At 62.5% G+C, this 20,003-nt stretch carries 16 protein-coding genes and 1 rRNA gene; 3 read left to right on the top strand and 14 right to left on the bottom strand.

The genetic code is table 11. The features are described 5' to 3' along the window. Together rrf and ACQ4W0_RS22155 are read left to right on the top strand one after the other, a co-directional pair. Positions 1-91 (top strand): 5S ribosomal RNA (gene rrf / locus ACQ4W0_RS22160); the annotation flags it as partial. 113 nt (positions 92-204) lie between these two features. After that, positions 205-1,503 (top strand): leucine-rich repeat-containing protein kinase family protein, encoded by a 1,299-nt coding sequence (locus tag ACQ4W0_RS22155; protein ID WP_436578725.1) that lies wholly within the window; start codon positions 205-207, stop codon positions 1,501-1,503. Positions 1,504-1,556: 53 nt separating this feature from the next. Here the strand turns inward: ACQ4W0_RS22155 and ACQ4W0_RS22150 are convergent, their stop codons facing one another. Both ACQ4W0_RS22150 and ACQ4W0_RS22145 read right to left on the bottom strand, forming a co-directional pair. Next, positions 1,557-2,816, bottom strand: coding sequence for a nitronate monooxygenase (locus tag ACQ4W0_RS22150; protein ID WP_436511976.1), 1,260 nt, complete (start codon positions 2,814-2,816; stop codon positions 1,557-1,559). A gap of 183 nt (positions 2,817-2,999) precedes the next feature. Further along, a complete protein-coding gene (locus ACQ4W0_RS22145; RefSeq protein WP_010396032.1) occupies positions 3,000-3,485 on the bottom strand; it encodes a YajQ family cyclic di-GMP-binding protein in 486 nt (161 codons plus the stop codon). A gap of 185 nt (positions 3,486-3,670) precedes the next feature. On the opposite strand from ACQ4W0_RS22145, the gene murB reads away from it, so the two are divergent. After that, positions 3,671-4,699: a UDP-N-acetylmuramate dehydrogenase gene (gene murB, locus ACQ4W0_RS22140; protein WP_436578709.1), complete on the top strand. Its 1,029-nt coding sequence runs from the start codon at positions 3,671-3,673 to the stop codon at positions 4,697-4,699. Here the strand turns inward: murB and ppnP are convergent, their stop codons facing one another. The 12 genes from ppnP to ACQ4W0_RS22080 form a co-directional block, all read right to left on the bottom strand. Then, complete coding sequence (gene ppnP / locus ACQ4W0_RS22135) at positions 4,700-5,014, bottom strand: pyrimidine/purine nucleoside phosphorylase (protein ID WP_436578708.1); 315 nt, start codon at positions 5,012-5,014, stop codon at positions 4,700-4,702. A gap of 24 nt (positions 5,015-5,038) precedes the next feature. Then, a complete protein-coding gene (locus ACQ4W0_RS22130; protein ID WP_436578707.1) occupies positions 5,039-6,064 on the bottom strand; it encodes a diguanylate cyclase in 1,026 nt (341 codons plus the stop codon). A 10-nt stretch (positions 6,065-6,074) separates the two neighbouring features. Then, positions 6,075-7,124: a chemotaxis-specific protein-glutamate methyltransferase CheB gene (gene cheB, locus ACQ4W0_RS22125; RefSeq protein WP_436578706.1), complete on the bottom strand. Its 1,050-nt coding sequence runs from the start codon at positions 7,122-7,124 to the stop codon at positions 6,075-6,077. A 10-nt stretch (positions 7,125-7,134) separates the two neighbouring features. Next, positions 7,135-9,438: a hybrid sensor histidine kinase/response regulator gene (locus tag ACQ4W0_RS22120; protein ID WP_436578705.1), complete on the bottom strand. Its 2,304-nt coding sequence runs from the start codon at positions 9,436-9,438 to the stop codon at positions 7,135-7,137. Next, complete coding sequence (locus tag ACQ4W0_RS22115) at positions 9,435-10,121, bottom strand: chemotaxis protein CheW (protein WP_436578704.1); 687 nt, start codon at positions 10,119-10,121, stop codon at positions 9,435-9,437. The genes ACQ4W0_RS22120 and ACQ4W0_RS22115 overlap by 4 nt, the downstream gene beginning before the upstream one ends. Positions 10,122-10,130: 9 nt before the next feature. Further along, positions 10,131-11,378 (bottom strand): CheR family methyltransferase, encoded by a 1,248-nt coding sequence (locus tag ACQ4W0_RS22110; RefSeq protein WP_436578703.1) that lies wholly within the window; start codon positions 11,376-11,378, stop codon positions 10,131-10,133. Continuing rightward, entirely contained in the window at positions 11,375-11,830 is a 456-nt protein-coding gene (locus tag ACQ4W0_RS22105; RefSeq protein ID WP_436578702.1) for a chemotaxis protein CheW, read from the bottom strand. The genes ACQ4W0_RS22110 and ACQ4W0_RS22105 overlap by 4 nt, the downstream gene beginning before the upstream one ends. 4 nt (positions 11,831-11,834) lie before the next feature. Further along, the gene (locus ACQ4W0_RS22100; protein ID WP_436578701.1) at positions 11,835-13,646 is read right to left on the bottom strand and encodes a methyl-accepting chemotaxis protein; all 1,812 of its coding nucleotides are present in this window, start codon (positions 13,644-13,646) and stop codon (positions 11,835-11,837) included. A gap of 186 nt (positions 13,647-13,832) precedes the next feature. Then, the gene (locus ACQ4W0_RS22095) at positions 13,833-15,068 is read right to left on the bottom strand and encodes an argininosuccinate synthase (RefSeq protein WP_071078781.1); all 1,236 of its coding nucleotides are present in this window, start codon (positions 15,066-15,068) and stop codon (positions 13,833-13,835) included. Positions 15,069-15,137: 69 nt separating this feature from the next. Beyond that, positions 15,138-16,058, bottom strand: coding sequence for an ornithine carbamoyltransferase (gene argF / locus ACQ4W0_RS22090; RefSeq protein ID WP_436578700.1), 921 nt, complete (start codon positions 16,056-16,058; stop codon positions 15,138-15,140). A 286-nt stretch (positions 16,059-16,344) separates the two neighbouring features. After that, positions 16,345-19,194, bottom strand: coding sequence for an ATP-binding protein (locus ACQ4W0_RS22085; RefSeq protein ID WP_436578699.1), 2,850 nt, complete (start codon positions 19,192-19,194; stop codon positions 16,345-16,347). 236 nt (positions 19,195-19,430) lie between these two features. Continuing rightward, a complete protein-coding gene (locus tag ACQ4W0_RS22080) occupies positions 19,431-19,847 on the bottom strand; it encodes a hypothetical protein (RefSeq protein WP_436578698.1) in 417 nt (138 codons plus the stop codon). Between the last annotated feature and the right edge of the window lie 156 nt (positions 19,848-20,003).

Genomic DNA, 20,003 nt, shown 5'->3' with positions numbered 1-20,003 from the left:
TCCCACCCCTTCCCATCCCGAACAGGACCGTGAAACAACTTTGCGCCGATGATAGTGCTGCAACCAGTGTGAAAGTAGGTTATCGTCAGGCTTGTTATTCGCAGTAGAGAAAAACCCCGCCAGCAATGGTGGGGTTTTTTTTCGTCTGGTAGTTTTATCCATGCCAGCGATTGCCTGGTTTTTGAAAGGGATACCTTGTCTGCTTTGCATACACTGGAACAATTACGCGCTGGCCACCTGGCCGGCGTGCACCGTCTGAAGCTGTCCTGCGGCTTGACCGACTTCCCCCGCGAGATTTTCGATCTGGCCGATAGCCTGGAAATCCTTGATTTGTCCGGCAATGCGCTGTCCTCCCTGCCCGAGGATTTACCGCGCCTGCACAAGTTGCGCATTATTTTTTGTTCCGATAACTTGTTCGCCACCTTGCCGGCCGTGCTCGGTTCATGTCTGGACTTGAGCATGATCGGTTTCAAGGCGAACCGGATACGCCAGGTGCCGGCCGCCGCCTTGCCGCCCAGGCTGCGCTGGCTGACCCTGACCGACAATGCCATCGAAGTCTTGCCGGATGAGCTCGGTAAGTGCCGTGAATTGCAGAAACTCATGCTGGCAGGCAATTGCCTGAGCCACTTGCCCGCATCCCTGGCAGATTGCAGCCAACTGGAGCTGGTACGCATTGCCGCCAACCGTTTCACGGCGCTGCCTGATTGCCTGCTATCGTTGCCACGCCTGAGCTGGCTCGCGTACGCAGGCAACCCGTTCACGGAAGTGCGGGAAATGGCGGCCCTGACCGATGCCGGCGCGGCGAGTGTGGCATGGCAGCGCCTGGAATTGGCGCAGCAGCTGGGCGAGGGCGCATCTGGCGTGATTTACCGTGCCCGCCTGGACGGGCGCGATGATGTTGCTGTCAAAGTGTTCAAGGGGGCGATGACGAGTGACGGCTTACCGCGCAGCGAAATGGCCGCCTGTGTCGGCGCGGGTGCGCACGCGGGCCTGATTCCCATCCTGGGCACCCTGGACGGGCATCCGCAAGGGGCGCCTGGACTCGTCATGCCGCTCATCGATGGGACTTTCGGCAATCTGGCAGGACCACCGAGCCTGGCCTCATGCACGCGTGATGTGTATGCCGATGGCGCGCGCTTTGACGCGCCGCAAGCGCTGGCGATTGCCCATGGCATCGCCTCGGCCGTGTGTCAGCTGCATGCGCGCGGCATTGTGCATGGCGATTTGTATGGCCACAATATCCTGCATGCGGATGGCGGCGCCTGCCTGCTGGGCGACTTTGGCGCGGCTTCCATGTTTGTGCCCGGCTCGCCGCAAGGTGATTTGCTGCAGGGCATAGAGGCGCGCGCCTTTGGCGTGCTGCTGGGCGAGTTGATCGCGCATGGTGCAACGCCCTTGCCCTTCTTGCAGGCTTTGCAGCAAGCTTGCCTGCAAGAAGAAGTGTTGCGGCGGCCCAAGTTCGACGTGATCGAGCGGGCATTGCTGGAAATGCTCCAGGCATAAAAAATGGCGCAGCCTGCGAAGGCTGCGCCATTTTCAGTTCAGGCAGAGGATATTCAGCCCTGGACTTCTTTTTCCGGCAGGGCGATCTGGTTGTCGACGCTGAACTGGTAGTCCTTGAAGACGTGTTCGGCCGTCAGGATCTGGTATTCGCCGTTGTCCAGTTTATGCGTGGTGTCCTTCAGGCGATACGTGTAGTGGCCGCAGGTCCAGCAGTTGAAGTTGCGCATGTGCGTGCACAGGCAAGTCTTGTCCATCACGACGACGGTTTTTTGCTCGGGATGGGCCGCCACTTCGCGGTTGTACGAGTTGATGTACGCGCAGTTGCCCGTTGCGTCGAGCAGATAGCCATACGATTCGCAGCCTGGACGGATGCCGGCGCCGATGGCTGGCGTGTTCTTCAGCATGCGCATCGGGTAACCCGTCGGCGAGACGCCATTGACGATGATGTCTTCTTCCGAGGCCTTGTAGTATTCCTGCTTGACCTTGTTTGGCAAGCCGCATTCCTCGGTGACGGTGAAGCGCGTCGCCACTTGCACGCCAGCCGCACCCGCTTCCAGGAAGGAGACGGCATCGCTACCCGTGAAGATACCGCCAGCGGCGATCAGCGGGATGTCCAGCTGTTCCGTTTTCAGGTAGGCCAGGATTTCGGCGGTAATCGTGTGCAGGTCGTAATTGGCCCAGTCCATGCCAAAACCCAGGTGGCCGCCGGCCAGCGGGCCTTCGACGATGATGAAGTCGGGCAGGCGGTCCAGCTTGGCGTTCTTGCGCAGGAAAATTTGCAAGGCGCGCACGGACGAGACAATGATGCCCAGCTTGGCATCGCGGAAACGCGGATGGTCGGCGATCAAGGCAAACGAGCCGAAGTGCAGACCGGCCGACAGGGTGATGCCGTCGATGCCGGCATCCAGCGCCGCATTCAGGCGCACGCGCAAGGTTTCGCGGGGGCCGTTCATGGTCAGCTTTTCCATGCAATTGACGAAAATCAAACCATCGCCTTTTTTCGCTTCCATGGTGCGGCCGATATGTAGGCGCTGTGCTTCCGCCAGGCGGCCCAGGTCGAACTGCACCACGGCCTTGTCGCTATTATTGATGTTGAACTTGTACAGTTTCGTCTTGTCTTTGACGAAGGTGGTGTCGAAACGGCGATCCGACACATCTTCCACCATGGCATCGGAGATATGGCCGATACCGTTCAGCCGCGCCGCTTCCAGGGCCAGCTCCGACGTGGAAATATCCACACCCATTCCGCCTATCATGATGGGCACATATTCTTTTTTGCCAAATCGCAGGCGGAAATCATCAACACGTTTCATTGCTATCCTTAGACTACCGTGGTTATCACTGAGCCAGATGTACGGTCAAGCCCGCTGCCGGTCAGGCGCGCGGGCACATGTAGCTGCGCGCAGCTTCAATTCTACCCCAAGCGGGCAGGCTCTCCGGGGCAGCTTGCCACCGTGCCGGTGCAAGCGCGTGCCGGATCGCGCGCCCCATCAAAATTAATCGCGGAAATTGTTAAATTCCAGCGGCATGTCGGGCACGTCCTTGCGCAGCATGGTCATGGCCGCCTGCAGGTCGTCGCGCTTGGCGCCCGTGACACGCACGGCTTCACCCTGGATGCTCGCTTGTACCTTCATCTTGCTGTCCTTGATGACGCGCACGATTTTCTTGGCATCATCCGATTCGATGCCATTCTTGATCTTGATGATCTGCTTGACCTTGTCGCCGCCGATTTTCTTGATGTCACCTTCGTCGAGGAAGCGCACATCGACCTTGCGTTTGGTCAACTTGTTCGTCAGCACGTCGCGCACCTGGCTGAGCTGGAATTCCGAATCCGCAAACGCGGTCAATTCGTTTTCCTTGTGTTCGACGCGGGCGTCGCTGCCCTTGAAGTCGAAGCGGGTCGTGATTTCCTTGTTGGATTGCTCGACGGCATTCTTGACTTCGATCATATCGGCTTCGGAGACTACATCAAATGATGGCATGGTCTGTTCCTTTTCTTGTTAAAGCGAGCGCGCGCTCGGCGCACTGGGCCTTGGCGGTTGATTCTGCGCCATGGGACGGCCCTGTTAAAGATGCGACATTTTAACGGACAACGGGCAAGTCGCCCTTGTCCTGAGGTGGTTTTTTGTCGCTTTCGCTCTATAATCGAGCAAAATTCCCCTATCCCATGCATCCAGAGCTCACCATCGAACACAATTACTCCCTACAGCGCCTGAATACCTTCGGCATCACGGCCAATGCGGCCGCCTACGTACGCATCACTTCGCAAGCCGAATTGCAGGCCGCGTTGCAAGATCCCGCCTTGTCCGCCATGCCGCGTTTGATACTGGGCGGCGGTAGCAACATCGTCCTGACGGGCGACTTTCCCGGCGCCGTGCTGCACATGGCCACGCGCGGCATGCGCCTGGCGCAGGCGGACTTCGAGACCATCCTCGTCACGGCCGCCGCCGGTGAAAACTGGCACGACTTCGTGCAGTGGACCTTGGCACAAGGCGTGGGCGGGCTGGAAAACCTGTCGCTGATCCCCGGCACGGTAGGCGCGGCCCCTATCCAGAATATTGGCGCGTATGGCGTTGAAATCAAGGATTATCTGCATAGCGTGAGCGTCATGCACAGCGCCAGCGGCATCGTCTTCGACATGGATCGCGATGCTTGCCGTTTCGCTTATCGCGACAGCATCTTCAAGCAGGCAGACGGGCGCGAGCTGATCGTGCTGGAAGTGACGTTTGCCTTGCCTGCCGAGTGGCAGCCGAACTTGCGCTATGCGGAACTGGCGCAGGCCGTGGCCGAGCGCAATCTTGCCGAGCCGACGCCGCAACAGGTGGCCGAAACGGTGATGGCGATACGCCGGCGTAAATTGCCTGACCCGGCCGTTATCGGCAATGCGGGCAGTTTCTTCAAGAATCCCGTGGTGTCACGAGAGCAATGTCTTGCCTTGCTGGAACGTTTCCCCACGCTGGTGCACCATGCGCAAGCCGATGGCACGGAAAAGCTGGCGGCCGGCTGGCTGATCGATCAGTGTGGCTGGAAGGGGAAAAACCTGGGGCCCGCGGGAGTGTATCCCAAGCAGGCGCTGGTTCTGGTGAATAATGGCGGCGCTCGTGGCGCGGACATTACCCGGCTGGCGGCAGCGATACAGGATGATGTAGAGGCGAAATATGGCGTGCGCCTGTCGCCCGAGCCTGTGTTTGTCTGATTAGCCGAAGTGGCAGACGTAGTCCACGGTTTCCAATGTCTCGATATCAAAATAGCTATTGCCCGGGATGCTGAAGTTCTGGCCCGCGCCGTAGTTGTTCCATTCTGTCGCGTCGGCCAGGCGTACCTTGCACAGGCCGCCGACGATTTCCATCGTTTCCGGCGCGCCCGTGTTGAAGCGCAACGATGACGCGAAAATCACGCCCACGCTTTTCTTCGTGCCATCGGCCAGGATGACGTTGTGCGAGACGCACTTGCCGTCAAAATAGATATTCGACTTCTTGACGACGCTGACATTGTCCAGTTGTGTGCTCATGCTTCACTTTCCTTCAGTTAAAAATCAGTCTTCGACGTCATCAGCGCTCAGCACGCTGTTGCGTCCGCCGCGCTTGGCCGCGTACAGGGCCTGGTCGGCGCGGTTGATCAGTTGCTCGACCGTTGAGTCGGGCGAGGGCACGATGGTGGCCACGCCGATCGAGATGGTAACGATGCCCATGCTTGCCGCCGGGTTTTCGATCTGCAAGCCCTCCAGATGGCGCCGGCACGCTTCGGCGATCAGCAAGGCCCCTGCAGCCTCCGTTTCGGGCAGGATCAGGGCAAATTCCTCGCCACCATAGCGGGCCGCCAGGTCTGCCGGGCGTTTCAAATGTTCCGTCAGCACGGCGGCGACCTTTTTGAGGCACAGGTCACCCGCCAGGTGGCCAAAGTGATCGTTATAGCTTTTAAAATGGTCGATATCGCAAAATAGCAGGCTCAGTGGCGTCTTGTCGCGCTGGCCCCGCTGCCATTCAAATTGCAGGGTTTCATCGAAGCGGCGGCGGTTGGCGATGCCCGTCAAGCCATCGAGGGCGGCCAGTTTCTGCAATTCAATATTCGCGTCGGCCAGATTTTTTTGGCTTTCGCGCAGGAAACGAAATGCCTGGTCGCGTTGCAAACGGCTGATATGGGCTGCCGAATGGTAGCGTATGCGCGCCAGCAACTCCAGGCGGTCCGGCAGTTTCACCACATAATCGTTGGCGCCGACTGCAAAGCTGTGGGCTTTCAGTTTCGGGTCATCCTTGGCCGACAGCACGATGACGGGCACATGCGCCAGCGCCTCGTTTTCGCGGTACAGCTGGATCAGCGCGAAGCCGTCGATGCCCGGCAGCACCAGGTCTTGCAGGATGACGGTCGGTTGCAAGCGCAGCGCCGTGTCCAGCGCCTGCGTGGCGTCGGTCACGTAATGAAACTCGATATCCTGCTGGTCGCTCAGCATGCGCCGGATTGCCTCAGCAATGATCAACTGGTCGTCCACCAGCAGGACGCTGACCTTGAATTCGGTCAATGCGGGTTCGTGCTGAATGAAGCTGGAGGAAAATTCTGGCATTGCATTCTTTTCAGATGTTAGGGGAGGGCTCCCACCCATTGTTGAGTTTTGCGCCCAGGCGGCTGCGCAGGCTTGCGCCTATTCTATCCAATGGCAGGATGTGCTGCGCCGCATCGAGCTCGGCCGCCGCGCGCGGCATGCCGTACACGGCACTGCTGGCCTGGTCTTGCGCGATGGTCGTCTTGCCTGCGCGGCGCATGGCCAGCAAGCCATCGCCGCCGTCGCGCCCCATGCCTGTGAGCAATACGCCGATGGCGTCGCCGCGCCAGTGCTGCGCCACGCAATTGAAGAACACATCGACGGACGGGCGGTAAACATAGTCGCGTGGTGCTGCATCGTAACCCAAACGATAATTTTGATCTAGCAGCAGGTGATCATTGGTCTTGGCGACCAGCACACTGCCTGCCACCAGTTCGTCGCCCTCGGCGATCACGCGCACCGGCATGTCCAATTGATCGTCCAGCCATTTCGCAAAATGCGAGGCGAAGGTTTCATCGATATGCTGCACCACCACGATGGCGCAGCCGGGCGGCGCGGTCCAGCCGGACAGCACCCTGGCCACCGCTGACGGTCCGCCTGTCGATGCGCCGATGGCCACCAGGGTGGTGACCTGGCCGTCGCTGCGTTCGCCATTGGCTTGCACCAGGCGCGGCGACGGCACTTCTGCGCTGTGGCGTATCAGCTTGCCGATGGTCTTGATCTTGGCCAGCAGCTCGCTGTCGCCCCCCACTTGCCCCTGCAGCACGGGGGTGGCCGTGACGTCGAGCGCGCCGGCGCCCAGCGCGCGGAAGACTTGATTGACATTGTCTTGCGGGCGTCCTGTGACGACCAGGATGGCGCATGGACTTTGCTCCATGATCAGGCGCGTCGCCTCGACGCCATCCATCTCCGGCATGTTCAGATCCATCAGGATCAGGTCGGGGCGGTTACCCTCGCACATGCGCACCGCTTCGAGTCCCGTGCGGGCAATCCACAGCACCTGGTGTTCCTGCGTGCTGGCTACCACCCGGCGCAGGGCTTCGGCGGCCATGGCGACATCGTTGGCAATGGCAATTTTCATGAAGTACGACTCATAAGCGGGCATCTCCTATCAGGTCCGCCACCGCGTCGAGCAAGGTCTCGTCGTGGAAGCTGCCTTTGGTCAGATAATAGTCGGCGCCGGCGGACAGGCCGCGCGCGCGGTCTTCCGGGCGGTCCTTGTACGAGACGATCATCACCGGCAGCTTGTGCAGGTGCAGGTCCTTCTTGATCAGCGAGACCAGTTCGATGCCATCCATGCGAGGCATGTCCACGTCGGTGATCACCAGGTCGTACTCGCCACTGCGCACCACGTTCCAGCCGTCGATGCCGTCGATGGCCACGTCGACGTCGAAACCGCGCGCCAGCAGCAGCTTGCGCTCCATCTCGCGCACCGTCAGCGAATCGTCGACCACCAGGATGCGCTTGGCGCGGCGCTGCTGCGCGTGGCCGGCCTGCGCCAGCTGGTGCAGGCCGCCTTCGTGCAGCAGCTTGTCGATCGACAGCAGCAAATCGGGCACGTCGAGGATCAGCACCGGCTCGCCATCATCGAGCAGGGCGGCGGCGGAAATGTCGCGCATCTTGCCGAAGATCGGGTCGATGGCCTGCACCGCCAGGCTTTGCTCGCCGCGGATGGCGTCGACCACCAGGGCATAGCTTTGCTTGCCGCGCCCGATCACCACCACCGGCAAATCGTCGGCGCTGCTGGCCGCTTCGCCCAGTTCCAGCACCTGCGCCGCCGACACCAGGCCCAGATGCTCGCCCTTGAGCTCAAAGAACTGCTTGTTTTCCAGCGTATGGATGGCCGCTTGCGGCACGCGCACCACGCTTTCCACCTTGACGATGGGGATGGCGTAGGCTTCGCCCTGCACGTCGATCACCAGCGCGCGCACGATCGATTGCGTCAGCGGCAGGGTAATCAGGGCGCGGAAACCGCGTCCCGGCTCCGATTCCAGGCGTACTGTGCCGTTTTGCTGGCGTATCGTCTCGTGCACGATATCGAGGCCCACGCCGCGTCCGGACAGCTGGTTGGCCGTCGCTTTCAGGCTGAAGGCGGGCAGGAACAGGAATTCCAGCAGCTCGCCCTGAGACAGCGCGGCGGCCATGGCGGGGCTGGCCATCTTGCGTTCGATGACGGACTGGCGGATTTTTTCCAGGTCGACGCCGCGCCCGTCGTCGCTGATCTCGATGCTCAGCATGCCGGCGCGGTGGCGCGCTTCCATGCGTATCGTGCCCATTGCTTCCTTGCCCGCCTCGATGCGCTCGTACGGGCCTTCCATGCCATGGTCGATGGCATTCCTCAGCATGTGGTTCAACGGGCTTTCGATCTTCGCCAGGATGTCGCGGTCGACCAGGGTGTCTTCGCCGTCGATTTTCAGCTGCACTTCCTTGCCCAGGCTGCGCGCCAGGTCGCGCACCATGCGGGGAAACGCGTGGATGCCGTCGCGGAAAGGGCGCATGCGCAGCGCCAGCACTTCGTCGACCATGCCTTGCGAGACGGCCAGCAGGCGCCGTTCATAGGTTTCGATGTCGGCGATGTGTTCGAGCATGAACTGCTTCAGGGGCTGCGTCTTTTGCAGCGCCAGCAGGGATTTTTCCATCAGGCCCGGGTCGCCCGAGCGGGCAATGGCGACGTGCAGCTGTTCGATGACGGAAAACAGGCTGCTCTGGTTGCGCTTGAAGCGCTGCAGGGCGCCGATGAACGGGTGCATCTGGTGCGCATTGATGCGCGATTCGCTGGCCAGCGACAGCAATTTGTCGAAATTCTGCGCTTGGGCCTTGGCCGGCGCGCCGGCACGCGGCGCGGGCGCGGCCGCCGATTCTAGCTGTTCGCCCGTCAGGGCGCTGACCACGGGTGCCGGTGGCTCGGCCGCTTCCGCAGCCGCCGCTGCCGGCGCTGGCATGGGCGCTGGCGCCGAAGGCAGGGCCGGCAATTCGGGCAGCTCGGCGATGCCGGCGATGGCGTTCAGGGTCTGGTCGATCTGCGCCGCATTTGCAGCCAGCCACGCTTCGGCGCCCGCGTCGTCGAGGCGCGACAGCTGCACGATCAGGTCGACGCCCGACAGCAGCACGTCGACCCGCTCCGGCGTGAGTTTCAAGCGGCCATGCTGGGCGGCGACAAAACTGTCTTCCATCCCGTGCGCCAGCTGCACCACCACTTGCAGGCCGACGATGGCGGCGGCGCCCTTGATCGAGTGCGCCGCGCGCATCATCGATTCGACGGCGGCCGCGTCGCCCGCATGGCGCTCCATGGCCAGCAAACCATCGGTGAGAATCTGGGTCTGGCTGTCCGCCTCCATGCGGAACAGGTCCAGCAGGGAAAAGGCACTCAGGTCGCCGTGCTGGTCCTGGCTCATCGTAATAGTCTCGCAAGTTGAAAGCCGATCAGCGCCGTGTCCAGACAGCCGATGCGCATGTCGCCCTCGGTGATGACGCCCGACAGAAAGCGCGACAGGCCCTTGTTGATGGTGGCCGCCGGCGTTTGCAGGCTGCCCGACGCATAGCGCACGATGCCGTGCAGGTCGGCCACGGGCAGGGCGTAGGCTTGCTCTTCCCAGCGCATCAGCAGCAGGCGCGCAAAGGTGTGGCGGCCCTTGGCCGGAGGCGCGCCCTGTTCGTCGATGCCCAGCAGGTAAGCCAGCGACATGCATGGATACAGCTTGCCGCCGATATTCACGATGCCAGACAGCCCGCGCCCGCTGCGGTGCGGCAGCACGTGCGGCCTGGCCTGCGGCGCGACGGAGTCGAACACGCGCGTGGGCAGCGCCAGCCATTCACGGCCGATGCGGAACGCCAGCGCCGAGCTGTCGCGCATTTCACCGCCTGCATCGATCTGGCGGAAGTGGCTGGCCCAGTCGCGCTGGTAGTGTTCGTCCACGGGCCGTTGCAGGTTGCGCTGGGCGGCGCCCGCATACACGTCGCAGTTGCGGCAATGCACGTTGGCTGGCAGCTTGGGACAGCTCTGGTCGCCGACCACGCCGATATGGTTCCAGCAGTCGTCGATGGCTTCCGGGGTCTCGCTGCCGATGATGGATGTCATGCGTACCCCTTAGTTGGACGCCTGGCGGCGCTGGTAGATGCGTGCCGCGCGCGCCTTCAGGGTGGCGGCGGCCGTGTGGTTGCCATTGCGCTCGGCCAGCAGGGCCAGATGGCACAGCGCCTCGTAATGGTCCGGCTGCAGGTAGATGCAGCGGCGCCAGTAGTCGTCGGCCAGGTCCATCTTGCCGGCCAGCTCATTGATGATGCCCAGCATGAAATACGCTTCCGCCGCCTCGGGCACGCGGGCCAGGTGGGCGTGGCATTTTTCGCCGGCTTCGCGCAGCTGGCCACGGTCGGCCAGCAGGCGCGCCTCGGCCAGCAAATCGGTTTGCGCGGCCGGTGCCGGCGCTGGCGGGGGCGATGGTACGGACACGGGGCGCGTGCGCAGCCCCGCCGGCGAAATGGCAGCGGCAGGGCGCTTTGGTGCCGGCGGCACGCTGCGCAAGGTGCGCACGGCCGGCAGCGACGCTACCTGGGGGGCGGCAGCCGGCGCCGTCGTTTCCTTCTTCAGGGCGAAGGCCTGGCGGAACTGCAGCGTCGCAAAGCCGTTCTGGCAGAACGACGGCACTTCCGCATAGCCGGCCAGCAGCATGCCGTCGTCGGCCAGCAGGGCGGACAGGTTGGCGATGGCCGCGCGCGTGGTCGGCTTGTCGAAGTAAATCAGCAGGTTGCGGCAAAAGATGACGTCGTAATGGCGGCTGTAGGTGGCGGTATCGAACTGCAGCAAATTGCCCTGCCTGAAGGTCACCTGTTCGCGCAAGGCGTCGATGATGCGGTAGGCGTCGTCGGCCACATGCGTGAAATAGCGTTCGCGGAAGGCCACGTCCTGCGCGCGGAAGGCGTTGCGCCCATACACGCCGGCTTGCGCCCGCTCGATGCAGCCGGGGCTCAGGTCATACGCGTCGATGCTGAACGCCTGTTTTGGCACGCCGCCGTCGCGCAGCGCCATGGCCATCGAATATGGTTCCTCGCCGCCCGCGCACGGGATCGACAGGATGCGCGTGGCGCGCCCTCGCGCCCAGCGTTCCTGCACCAGTTCGACGGTGGCGTAAAACGCCTGCGGATCGCGGAACAGCCACGATTCCGGCACCACCACCAGTTCGATCAGTTGCGTCATTTCCGCCGGCGTGAGCGCTTGCAGATAGGCTGCGCTATCGGTAAAACCCGTCTGCTCCATGCGCTGGCCGACGGCCCGCTCGGCCACGGTTTTGGAGACGGACAGGCCGGTCGCGCGGCGCAGCAGGACTTGCGCCGTCATGCCGCGCTCGCATCTTGAAACAGCAGCGCGCGTACGTCCTGCGCCAGCAGATGTTCCAGTTCGACCAACTGCACGATGCCGTCGGCGTCGCTGGCCACCTGGCCCAGGAACGGCGCCGTCGCCACGCCGCTGTCTTCAAGCTGCTGCGGGTCGATGTCGGCGATGCCGCGCACCTGCGAGGCCAGCAGCCCCAGCGCATGCGTGGCGCCGCCAGGTGTACGGTAGTCGACGATGACGATGCGCGTGTCGAACTGCGCGGCGGCAGCCGGCAGTCCGGCCAGGCGCGACAGGTCGATCACGGGCACGGGCGTGCCGTGCAAGTCCATCAGGCCGGCCACATAGTCTGGCGTGAGCGGCAACTGCTTCAATTCCAGCAGCGGCAGCACGCGCACGATGCCGGCCAGGGGCAGGCCATAGCGGTCGCGTCCGATGTGAAAGAGCAGCACTTTCATGGGCTCAGATGGTCACGGCGAAGGTCGAGACGCTCGACTGCAGGTCGCCCGCCGCATATTGCAGCTGGTGCACCGCCTCGCTGGTGGCCTTCAATGATTCCACCGTCTGCTGGGTGGCGTCGTTGAGCTGCATCATGGTGTCGGAGATTTGCGACGCGCCTATCGCTTGCGACTGCATGCCTTGCAGCACGGCGTCAAATTGCGGCGTGAGCTTTTGCACCTGGTCCATTACGGACGACAGTTGTTCGGCCACTTGCCGCACTTCGCCCACGCTGCGGCGAATTTCCTCCGAGAATTTATCCATGCCCATCACGCTGGCGGACACGGCCGACTGCATTTCCTTGAGCATTTGCTCGATATCCCAGGTGGAAACAGAGGTCTGGTCGGCCAGGCGGCGAATTTCCGTAGCCACCACGGAAAAGCCGCGGCCCGCTTCGCCCGCTTTTTCCGCCTCGATGGCGGCGTTCAGCGAGAGGATATTGGTCTGGTCGGCCACCTTCGTGATAGTGATCAGCACGCTATTGATATTGCTGGCCTTTTCCGACAGGGCGGCCAGCTTGGCGTTGATCGAATCGGTGGCCGAGACCATGTGCTGCATGGTTGTATCCATGCGCTTGAGGTTGTTTTGCGCTTCGGCCGTGGCATTCGTCGTGTAGTCGGCCACGGCAGTGGCGTCTTCCATGGTTTTCAGCAACTGGCTCGTGTTGGCCGAGATTTCCTTGGTGGTGCTGAGAATTTCCACGCTGGTTTGCGCTTGCTCAATGCCCGTGGCTTCCTGCTGGCGTGCCGAGGCGGCGATTTCCGTGGCGGAGGTTGTCACCTGGATGCCCGCTTTTTGCACATTGTTGAGCAGACTGCGCAGGTTTTCGAACATCTTCGCCAGGCCATTGCCCAACTGGCCGATGGCGTCGCTGCCCGTGATGCTGACCTTGCCCGTCAGGTCGCCCGAGGCCGCTTTCGACACCACTTCCAGCAAGGAATCGACCTTGGCCCGCAAGTTATTCGTGGCGGCCAGTTCATTGGCCTGGTTGTCCTGGATGGTTTGCGCCATGCGGTTGAATTCTTCCGTTACCTTGCCCAGCTCGTCGCGCGAGAGGATGGCGGCGCGCGCCCCTTGCTCGCCGCCAGCGATGCGCCCGACGGCCTCCGTCAGGTTGTTCAGCGGGCCGAGGATGGCCTTGGACAGGATGAAGGAAATGCCCAGTGCCAGCACGATGCACAGCACGCCGCCCAGGGCCAGGGTCAGCAGCATGGTTTCCTGCAGGCGGCTCGAGGTGGCCGTGCGTTCGGCCAGCAGGCGGTTTTCTTCGGCGGCAGCTTCGTCGAGCAGTTTATTGGCCTGTACGATGCCGGGCGAGCCGCCCGGCGGAAGGAGGCGCGCCACCGTTTCAATGGCGCCCGGCGCATTGCCCAGCGCGCGGCGCTTCTCGATCAGGGGATTGATCCACTCCTTGACCCAGGTACTGCTCAGCTGGTCGATCTTGCGGAAGCGTTCCGACTGCGGCTTGTTATCGGCCGTCATGCTGATGGTTTTTTGCGTGTGCTGGCTCAGCACTGCCGCCTCGTCCGTTTCAGGCGTCAGCGACGCTTCATTGCCGGTCAGGATGTAGCCGCGCGTTTCCACCTGGATTTGCAGGATGGAATTATGAATCTTGTCGATCTCGATCAGTACTTCCATCGTGTGCCTATCCCATGCATTGGCGTCGGACAGGCGCGAAAAGCTGTTGTAGGCCACGCCCAGCAAGATCAGGATGATGGCCACGATGGAGCCGAAGCCCAGGTACAGTTTATTCTTGATACTCAGGTCTTTGAACATGGGAGGGCTCCGGAAGCGGGAAGGTCAGCACAATTGCACTGTAGCATTTTGCCATGCGCACAGCAAAATGTGGGTGCTACGGGGGCGTGCAGGGCGGTAAATCGCTGTCGGGTGTGTTTCAAACGTAAAAAAGCCGCCCAGGGGCGGCTCAGGCGGATGCGGGAGGCGGTGCCTCCCGGTAATAAATTACTTCTGGCCGCGCTTTTCGCGGGCGATGGCGGCGATGCGCATGCGCAAGGCGTTCAGCTTGATGAAGCCGCCGGCGTCGGCCTGGTTGTAGGCGCCGCCGTCTTCGTCGAAGGTGGCGATGTTCATGTCGAACAGCGAGTCCGTCTTCGAATCGCGCGAGACGACGATGACATTGCCCTTGTACAGTTTGATGCGTACCCAGCCGTTCACGGTTTCCTGCGTATGATCGATCAGGGTTTGCAGGGCGACGCGCTCGGGCGCCCACCAGTAGCCGTTGTAGATCATCGAAGCGTAGCGCGGCATCAAATCATCTTTCAGGTGGGCCACTTCGCGGTCCAGCGTGATCGATTCGATGGCGCGGTGGGCTTTCAACATGATGGTGCCGCCCGGGGTTTCATAGCAGCCGCGCGATTTCATGCCGACGTAGCGGTTTTCCACCAGGTCCAGGCGTCCCACGCCATGCTTGCCGCCCACTTTGTTCAGTTCGGCCAGCACGGTGGCGGGAGACATGCGCACGCCGTTGATGGCGACGATATCACCTTTTTCGTATTCGATGTCCAGATATTCCGCTTCGTCCGGCGCCTTTTCAGGGCTGACGGTCCAGCGCCACATGCTTTCTTCCGCTTCGGCGCTGGGGTTTTCCAGGTGACGGCCTTCAAAGCTGATGTGCAGCAAGTTGGCGTCCATCGAGTACGGCGCGCCGCCGTTCTTGTGTTTCATGTCGATGTCGATGCCGGCGTCTTCCGCGTACTTCAGCAGTTTTTCGCGCGACAGCAGATCCCACTCGCGCCATGGGGCGATGATTTTCACGCCTGGCTTCAGGGCGTAGGCGCCCAGTTCGAAACGCACCTGGTCGTTGCCCTTGCCGGTCGCGCCGTGCGAGATGGCGTCGGCGCCCGTGGCGTTGGCGATTTCGATCAGGCGCTTGGCGATCAGCGGACGGGCGATCGAGGTGCCCAGCAGGTATTCGCCTTCATACACGGTGTTGGCGCGGAACATAGGGAAGACGAAATCGCGCACGAATTCTTCGCGGACGTCTTCGATATGGATGTTTTCCGGCTTGATGCCGAATTTGATGGCCTTGGCGCGCGCCGGTTCCAGTTCTTCGCCCTGGCCCAGATCGGCCGTGAAGGTGACGATTTCGCACTGGTAGTTATCTTGCAGCCATTTCAGGATGACGGAGGTGTCGAGTCCGCCGGAATAGGCCAGGACTACTTTTTTAATGTCGCTCATATTGCTTCCAGTTGTCGTTGTCGATGTATGTGTTGCGATGCTGCCAGAATGGTTGCAGTACCTGGCGAATTATTGGATTTTACCCAGTAACAGGTACTCGATTAAAGCTTTTTGCACGTGCAGACGATTTTCCGCTTCGTCCCACACCACCGATTGCGGGCCGTCGATCACTTCGGCGGCCACTTCCTCGCCGCGGTGGGCGGGCAGGCAGTGCATGAACAGCGCGTCGGGCGCGGCGCGGGCCATCTTCGCGCCATCGACGATCCAGCCGTCGAAGGCGGCGATGCGGGCCGCGTTTTCCGCTTCGTAACCCATGCTGGTCCACACGTCCGTGTTGACCAGGTGCGCGCCCTCGCAGGCGTCGGACGGGTTGGCGAAGAAGGTGTAGCGCTGCGTCTTGACTTGCGACAGGTCAATGTCGTAGCCCTGCGGCGTCGACACGTTGACGTGGAAACCGAACACTTCGGCCGCCTGCAGCCACGAGTACAGCATATTGTTGGCGTCGCCGATCCAGGCGACGACCTTGCCGGCGATCGAGCCGCGGTGTTCGATGTAGGTGAAGATGTCGGCAAACACCTGGCACGGGTGGTGTTCATTGGTCAGGCCATTGATCACCGGCACGCGCGAGTTGGCGGCGAAACGCTCGATGATTTCCTGGCCAAACGTGCGCACCATGATGATGTCGCACATGCGCGACATGACCTGGCCCGCGTCTTCCACCGGTTCGCCGCGGCCCAGTTGGGAATCGCGCGTGTTCAGGTAGATGGCAGCACCGCCCAGCTGGTGCATGCCGGCTTCAAACGACAATCGCGTACGGGTGGAGTTCTTTTCAAAGACCATTACCAGGGTGCGGTCGATCAGTGGATGGTAGATTTCGTAATTCTTGAACTTGCGCTTGATCAGATGGGCGCGTTCGATCACATATTCGTACTCTTCCAACGTGAAATCGGAGAACTGGAGGTAGTGCTTGATCGGTTTTTTTATCGACATAATGACCACTTGAAGATGCGCAGGCCGCCGGCGGCGTGCCTTTCCCGCCGGGTTGCATCAGCGTACAACATCTCGTCTGATGACTGCCTCGCCCGGCGCGCTGCTGTGTTGATCGGTGCCCGTGCCTGTTTGTCGCACGGGTCGATGCGGTTTGCCAAGTTGTAAATCATGCAATGGCAGGGACTTCAGCTATTCAATTATAAGGGTTTTGCTTTTAGATTGGAAAGACTGGCCGGACGGGTACTTGTGTAGACAGGTGGCCGCGTCCAGCCAGGGTCTTGCCGGCTTAATAGATGTTGGCCGGGGTGGTTGCATCGATCTGCGGCGCCACCAGCGGCAGATCGAGCGTGAAACGCGTACCGGCGGGGCTGCTGGCGACCTGGATGGTGCCGCCCAGCAGGGCCGTGACGATGTTGTAGCTGATCGACAAACCCAGGCCGCTGCCGCCCTGGCCCAGCTTGGTAGTAAAGAAGGGGTCGAAGATGCGCGACAAATGCTGTTCGGCGATGCCGCTGCCATTGTCGGCGAAGACGACCTGCACGCGCACGCCATCGAGCGTGGCCGACAGGCGCATGCAGCCCTTGCCGGCGGCGCCATTGTTGGGCGCGGCGGCAAACGCGTGCAGCAGGGCGTTGTTGATCAGATTGGTGATCACCTGGCCGAACGGACCCGGATAGCTATCCATGGCGATGCCGAAATCGATGTCCGTCTCGATGCGGTGGCCCGAGCTGCGGATGCGGTTCATGACGGTGGCGATGATTTCATTGCTCACTTGTTGCAGGTCAAACTGGCGCCGCTGTTCGGTGGTGCGGTCGACGGCCACCTGCTTGAAGCTGTTGACCAGGTCGGCCGCGCTGTGCAGGCCGCGCATCACCAGCGCCGACGCCTTGCCCGCATCCTCGATGTAGGCGGCCAGGTCGGAGCGGCGCAGGCCGGGACCGTTCATCAGGCGCTCCACGTCTTCCGTCTTTTGCTGCATGGTGCTGGCGATCAACAGGCTGTTGCCGATGGGGGTATTGAGTTCATGCGCCACGCCGGCCATCAGGGAACCGAGGGCGGCCAGTTTTTCCTGCGACACCAGTTGCGCCTGGGCATCTTGCAATTGCCGGTAGGCGCTGGCATTGTCGAGCGCGATGGCGCCATACGCGCACAGGGTGCGGAAGATCAGCCGCTCGCGTTCGCCGTAGGCACGGGCATGGCAAGCCTGCACCGTCATCACGCCCAGCACGCGCTCGCCCACCATCAGCGGTACGTACAACACGCTCTGGTTATGCAGGGTGCCGGGTACGGTGTAGGCGTGGCGCTTGGGGGGCACCTGGTCGATATACACTTCGCGCCGGCCCAGCAGGCAGCGCACGGAGTAGGCGCGTGGATTGCTCAGGGGAATGGCGTTGTCGGACAGGGGCCGGCCCGCTTCCATGCCGTGCGCGCGGCGCAGCGCCGTGCCCGCAGCATCGAGCATGTAGACGGCGAAGGTGTTGACTGGCAGTAAAGCGTGGACGTGGCGGTCGAGTACCTGGAACACGGCGCTGGCGTCGAGGTGGGTGGTGATTTCCTGGCCGATAGCCGACAGCCGTTCCAGCGTGTCGCTGGTCTGTTGCAGCACTTCGGCGCGGCGCGCTTCGGAGGCGGCCAGTTCGCGGTGGTGATAGCCTTCCGAGCGCGCATGTTCCGTCTGGTGGTAGACCTGCATGGCGGTGGCGCGGTTGCTGGCCTGCTGGGTGTGGCTTTTTTCGCGCGCCACGCCCGCATCGAGGGCGATATCGTAGGCGCGCGCATAGTCGCCCGCATGCGCGTATTCGCGCGCCAGCGCATCGAGCAGTTCGCCGGGTGGCGAATAGCCTTCGATGGAAGCGGCCACCTGCAGCGCCTGGTGCAGGAAATGCAGGGCCGGATTGCGTTCCAGCATGTCTGCTGGCGGCGGCAGCTCGTGGCGCGCATGCAGCATGGACAAGACGCGCAGCGCCGCCACCTGGTGCATGGCGTCGCCCTGCGCCGTGGCCAGCTGGCGCGCCCGCTCGGCCGCCTGCAGCGCTTCGTCCGGGCGGTCCAGGTAGGACAGCGCGTGGGCGCTGCCGCGCTGCGCCATGCTGCGGAAATCGGCCTGGCCCAGCGCTTCGGCACGCTGCGCCAGGCGGCTGAAGGCGTCGAGCGCCGTGTCGTAGTCGCCCTTGTCCAGGCTCAGTTCACCCAGGTGGAACAGCGCGTTGGCATAGGTGCGCGCGCCCGACATGGGCGCCAGGATCTGCAGCGCTTCGCGCAGCAAGTCTTCGGCGGCGGCCAGGCGTCCCAGCCTGCGCATGGTTTCGGCCGTATGCGTCTGGCAGGCGCCGATACTGCGCGGCCAGCCGGTGGGGCGCGCCAGGTCCAGCGCGCACTGCATCCATTCGAGGGCCGATTCGTTGTCGTTGAGGCTGGCGAAACAGTCGCCGATATTGATGGCGGCCGTGATGGCGCCGCGCAGCTGGCCGCTTTCCAGCGCCGCTTCATAGCTTTGCATATAGTGGCCGGCGGCCGTGCCCAGATCGCGCGAGGTGTGCGCCAGCAAGCCGCGAAAGTCATGCACCCAGGTGGCCAGCGGCGCGGGCAGCTTGCCGCTGGCGCTGTCGGCCTGGAAGTGCTTGCCCCAGCGCGCCTGAGCGGCTGGCGCATCGCGCAAGACGGCCCAGCGCGCCATGGCCGCGTCGGCCAGGCTGGCGCGCACCCCATCGCCGGCGCCGCGCGCTTGCTCCGCCGCGGCCAGCAGCTCGGCATCGCAACGGGCATGGTCGCCGCGGTCGACAGCGATCGAGGACAGCAGCCAGTGGGCGTCGGCGCAGCCGGCGCCGTCGCCGTACGCGCACAGGATGGCGTGCGCCGCCATGGCCAGGCTTTCTGCCGCATCGAGTGAACCTTGCAACCATGCAACTTCCGCCCGCACCAGCTGCAGGCGTGCCTGCGCGATGGCCAATGCCTGCGCCGGCAGGTTTGCCAGGGGCAACCAGCCCTCCGCTTCGGCCGCATAGTGCTGCGCCTGGGCGCAGTTGCGCTGGCGCAAATGCCAGGCCAGCAGCATCAGCAAGGGCAGGCGCTCCACTGCGCTGAGTGGCCGTAGTGTGTCTTCCCACTGTGCAATGTCATGTTCGAGTGCGAACATTTCCATCCGAAATCTCCCGCAAGGCGATGGTGTTGGCCAGCGGCCAGTGACACCTTATTGAATCGCATTGTAAGCTGCATTCGGATGCAGTTGTTTGGCCGACTCGACAGTATTTTCTGCACGCGTCATGTCAATCTGCGCAAAGCAGGCGGGGCGTGCACCAGCCCCTGCCGGCTGGTGCACGCCCCGTGGACGGCTTGGTGATGGCCTGGCGGCCCGTCGCCGTGCCGCTTGCTTTAGCGGCCGGCGAAGTGCACGGTGCTGGCCGTTTCGCCCGCCTTGGCGATGGCGCCCGGAATATTATTCAGTCCGGTAATGGCGATGACGTCGCCATCGTTGCGAAATTCCAGGCGGCTGCCGCTGGCCGTTTCAAAGATGCCTGGCGCGCGGCCGAACAGTTCCACTTCCGGTTGCCCCTTGATGTGCGTGAAATAGCGGTTGACTTGCTGGCGCAGCAGCAGGGTATCGCCCGTGTCGAGCTGGTAGCTGTTGCCGTACTGGCTGACTTCCTGCGGTGCCAGCTTGTAGACTTTGCCGGAGACCTGGACCTTGTCTTGTTCGCCCATTTCCAGTGCGCTGGCGCTGAGGCAAGACAGGCCGAGGATGAGGGCGGCGCTACCGAGGGCGAGGGTACGCGAGAATGATGGTTTCATGATTTCACCTTGTGATCGAGATGCTAGTTGGAGTTAGACCAATGTTGTCTCCAGCAGGTTCGCTGGCGGGGACAATGCCAAGGTAGCAAGTGGATCGGCGCCATGCCAGCGCGAAGCGACGAAATGCCGGAATCCGGCGCTGAAGCGCACAATCGC

The sequence above is a fragment of the Janthinobacterium breve genome, from assembly GCF_051380895.1.
In the GTDB taxonomy this organism is placed as follows: Bacteria; Pseudomonadota; Gammaproteobacteria; order Burkholderiales; family Burkholderiaceae_D; genus Janthinobacterium.
The sequence above is the reverse complement of the archived record's forward strand: the minus strand, read 5'-3'. Positions and strand labels throughout refer to the sequence as shown.

Excerpts from the sequence above, each read along its gene's own strand:
- ACQ4W0_RS22150 (WP_436511976.1), bottom strand. The coding sequence starts at position 2,816 with ATGAAACGTGTTGATGATTTCCGCCTGCGATTTGGCAAAAAAGAATAT.
- ACQ4W0_RS22105 (WP_436578702.1), bottom strand. The coding sequence starts at position 11,830 with ATGAAAGTGCTGCTCTTTCACATCGGACGCGACCGCTATGGCCTGCCC.
- ACQ4W0_RS22080 (WP_436578698.1), bottom strand. The coding sequence starts at position 19,847 with ATGAAACCATCATTCTCGCGTACCCTCGCCCTCGGTAGCGCCGCCCTC.
- ppnP (WP_436578708.1), bottom strand. The coding sequence starts at position 5,014 with ATGAGCACACAACTGGACAATGTCAGCGTCGTCAAGAAGTCGAATATC.
- ACQ4W0_RS22100 (WP_436578701.1), bottom strand. The coding sequence starts at position 13,646 with ATGTTCAAAGACCTGAGTATCAAGAATAAACTGTACCTGGGCTTCGGC.
- argF (WP_436578700.1), bottom strand. The coding sequence starts at position 16,058 with ATGTCGATAAAAAAACCGATCAAGCACTACCTCCAGTTCTCCGATTTC.
- ACQ4W0_RS22130 (WP_436578707.1), bottom strand. The coding sequence starts at position 6,064 with ATGCCAGAATTTTCCTCCAGCTTCATTCAGCACGAACCCGCATTGACC.
- ACQ4W0_RS22115 (WP_436578704.1), bottom strand. The coding sequence starts at position 10,121 with ATGACATCCATCATCGGCAGCGAGACCCCGGAAGCCATCGACGACTGC.
- ACQ4W0_RS22085 (WP_436578699.1), bottom strand. The coding sequence starts at position 19,194 with ATGTTCGCACTCGAACATGACATTGCACAGTGGGAAGACACACTACGG.
- murB (WP_436578709.1), top strand. The coding sequence starts at position 3,671 with ATGCATCCAGAGCTCACCATCGAACACAATTACTCCCTACAGCGCCTG.
- cheB (WP_436578706.1), bottom strand. The coding sequence starts at position 7,124 with ATGAAAATTGCCATTGCCAACGATGTCGCCATGGCCGCCGAAGCCCTG.
- ACQ4W0_RS22095 (WP_071078781.1), bottom strand. The coding sequence starts at position 15,068 with ATGAGCGACATTAAAAAAGTAGTCCTGGCCTATTCCGGCGGACTCGAC.
- ACQ4W0_RS22120 (WP_436578705.1), bottom strand. The coding sequence starts at position 9,438 with ATGAGCCAGGACCAGCACGGCGACCTGAGTGCCTTTTCCCTGCTGGAC.
- ACQ4W0_RS22110 (WP_436578703.1), bottom strand. The coding sequence starts at position 11,378 with ATGACGGCGCAAGTCCTGCTGCGCCGCGCGACCGGCCTGTCCGTCTCC.
- ACQ4W0_RS22145 (WP_010396032.1), bottom strand. The coding sequence starts at position 3,485 with ATGCCATCATTTGATGTAGTCTCCGAAGCCGATATGATCGAAGTCAAG.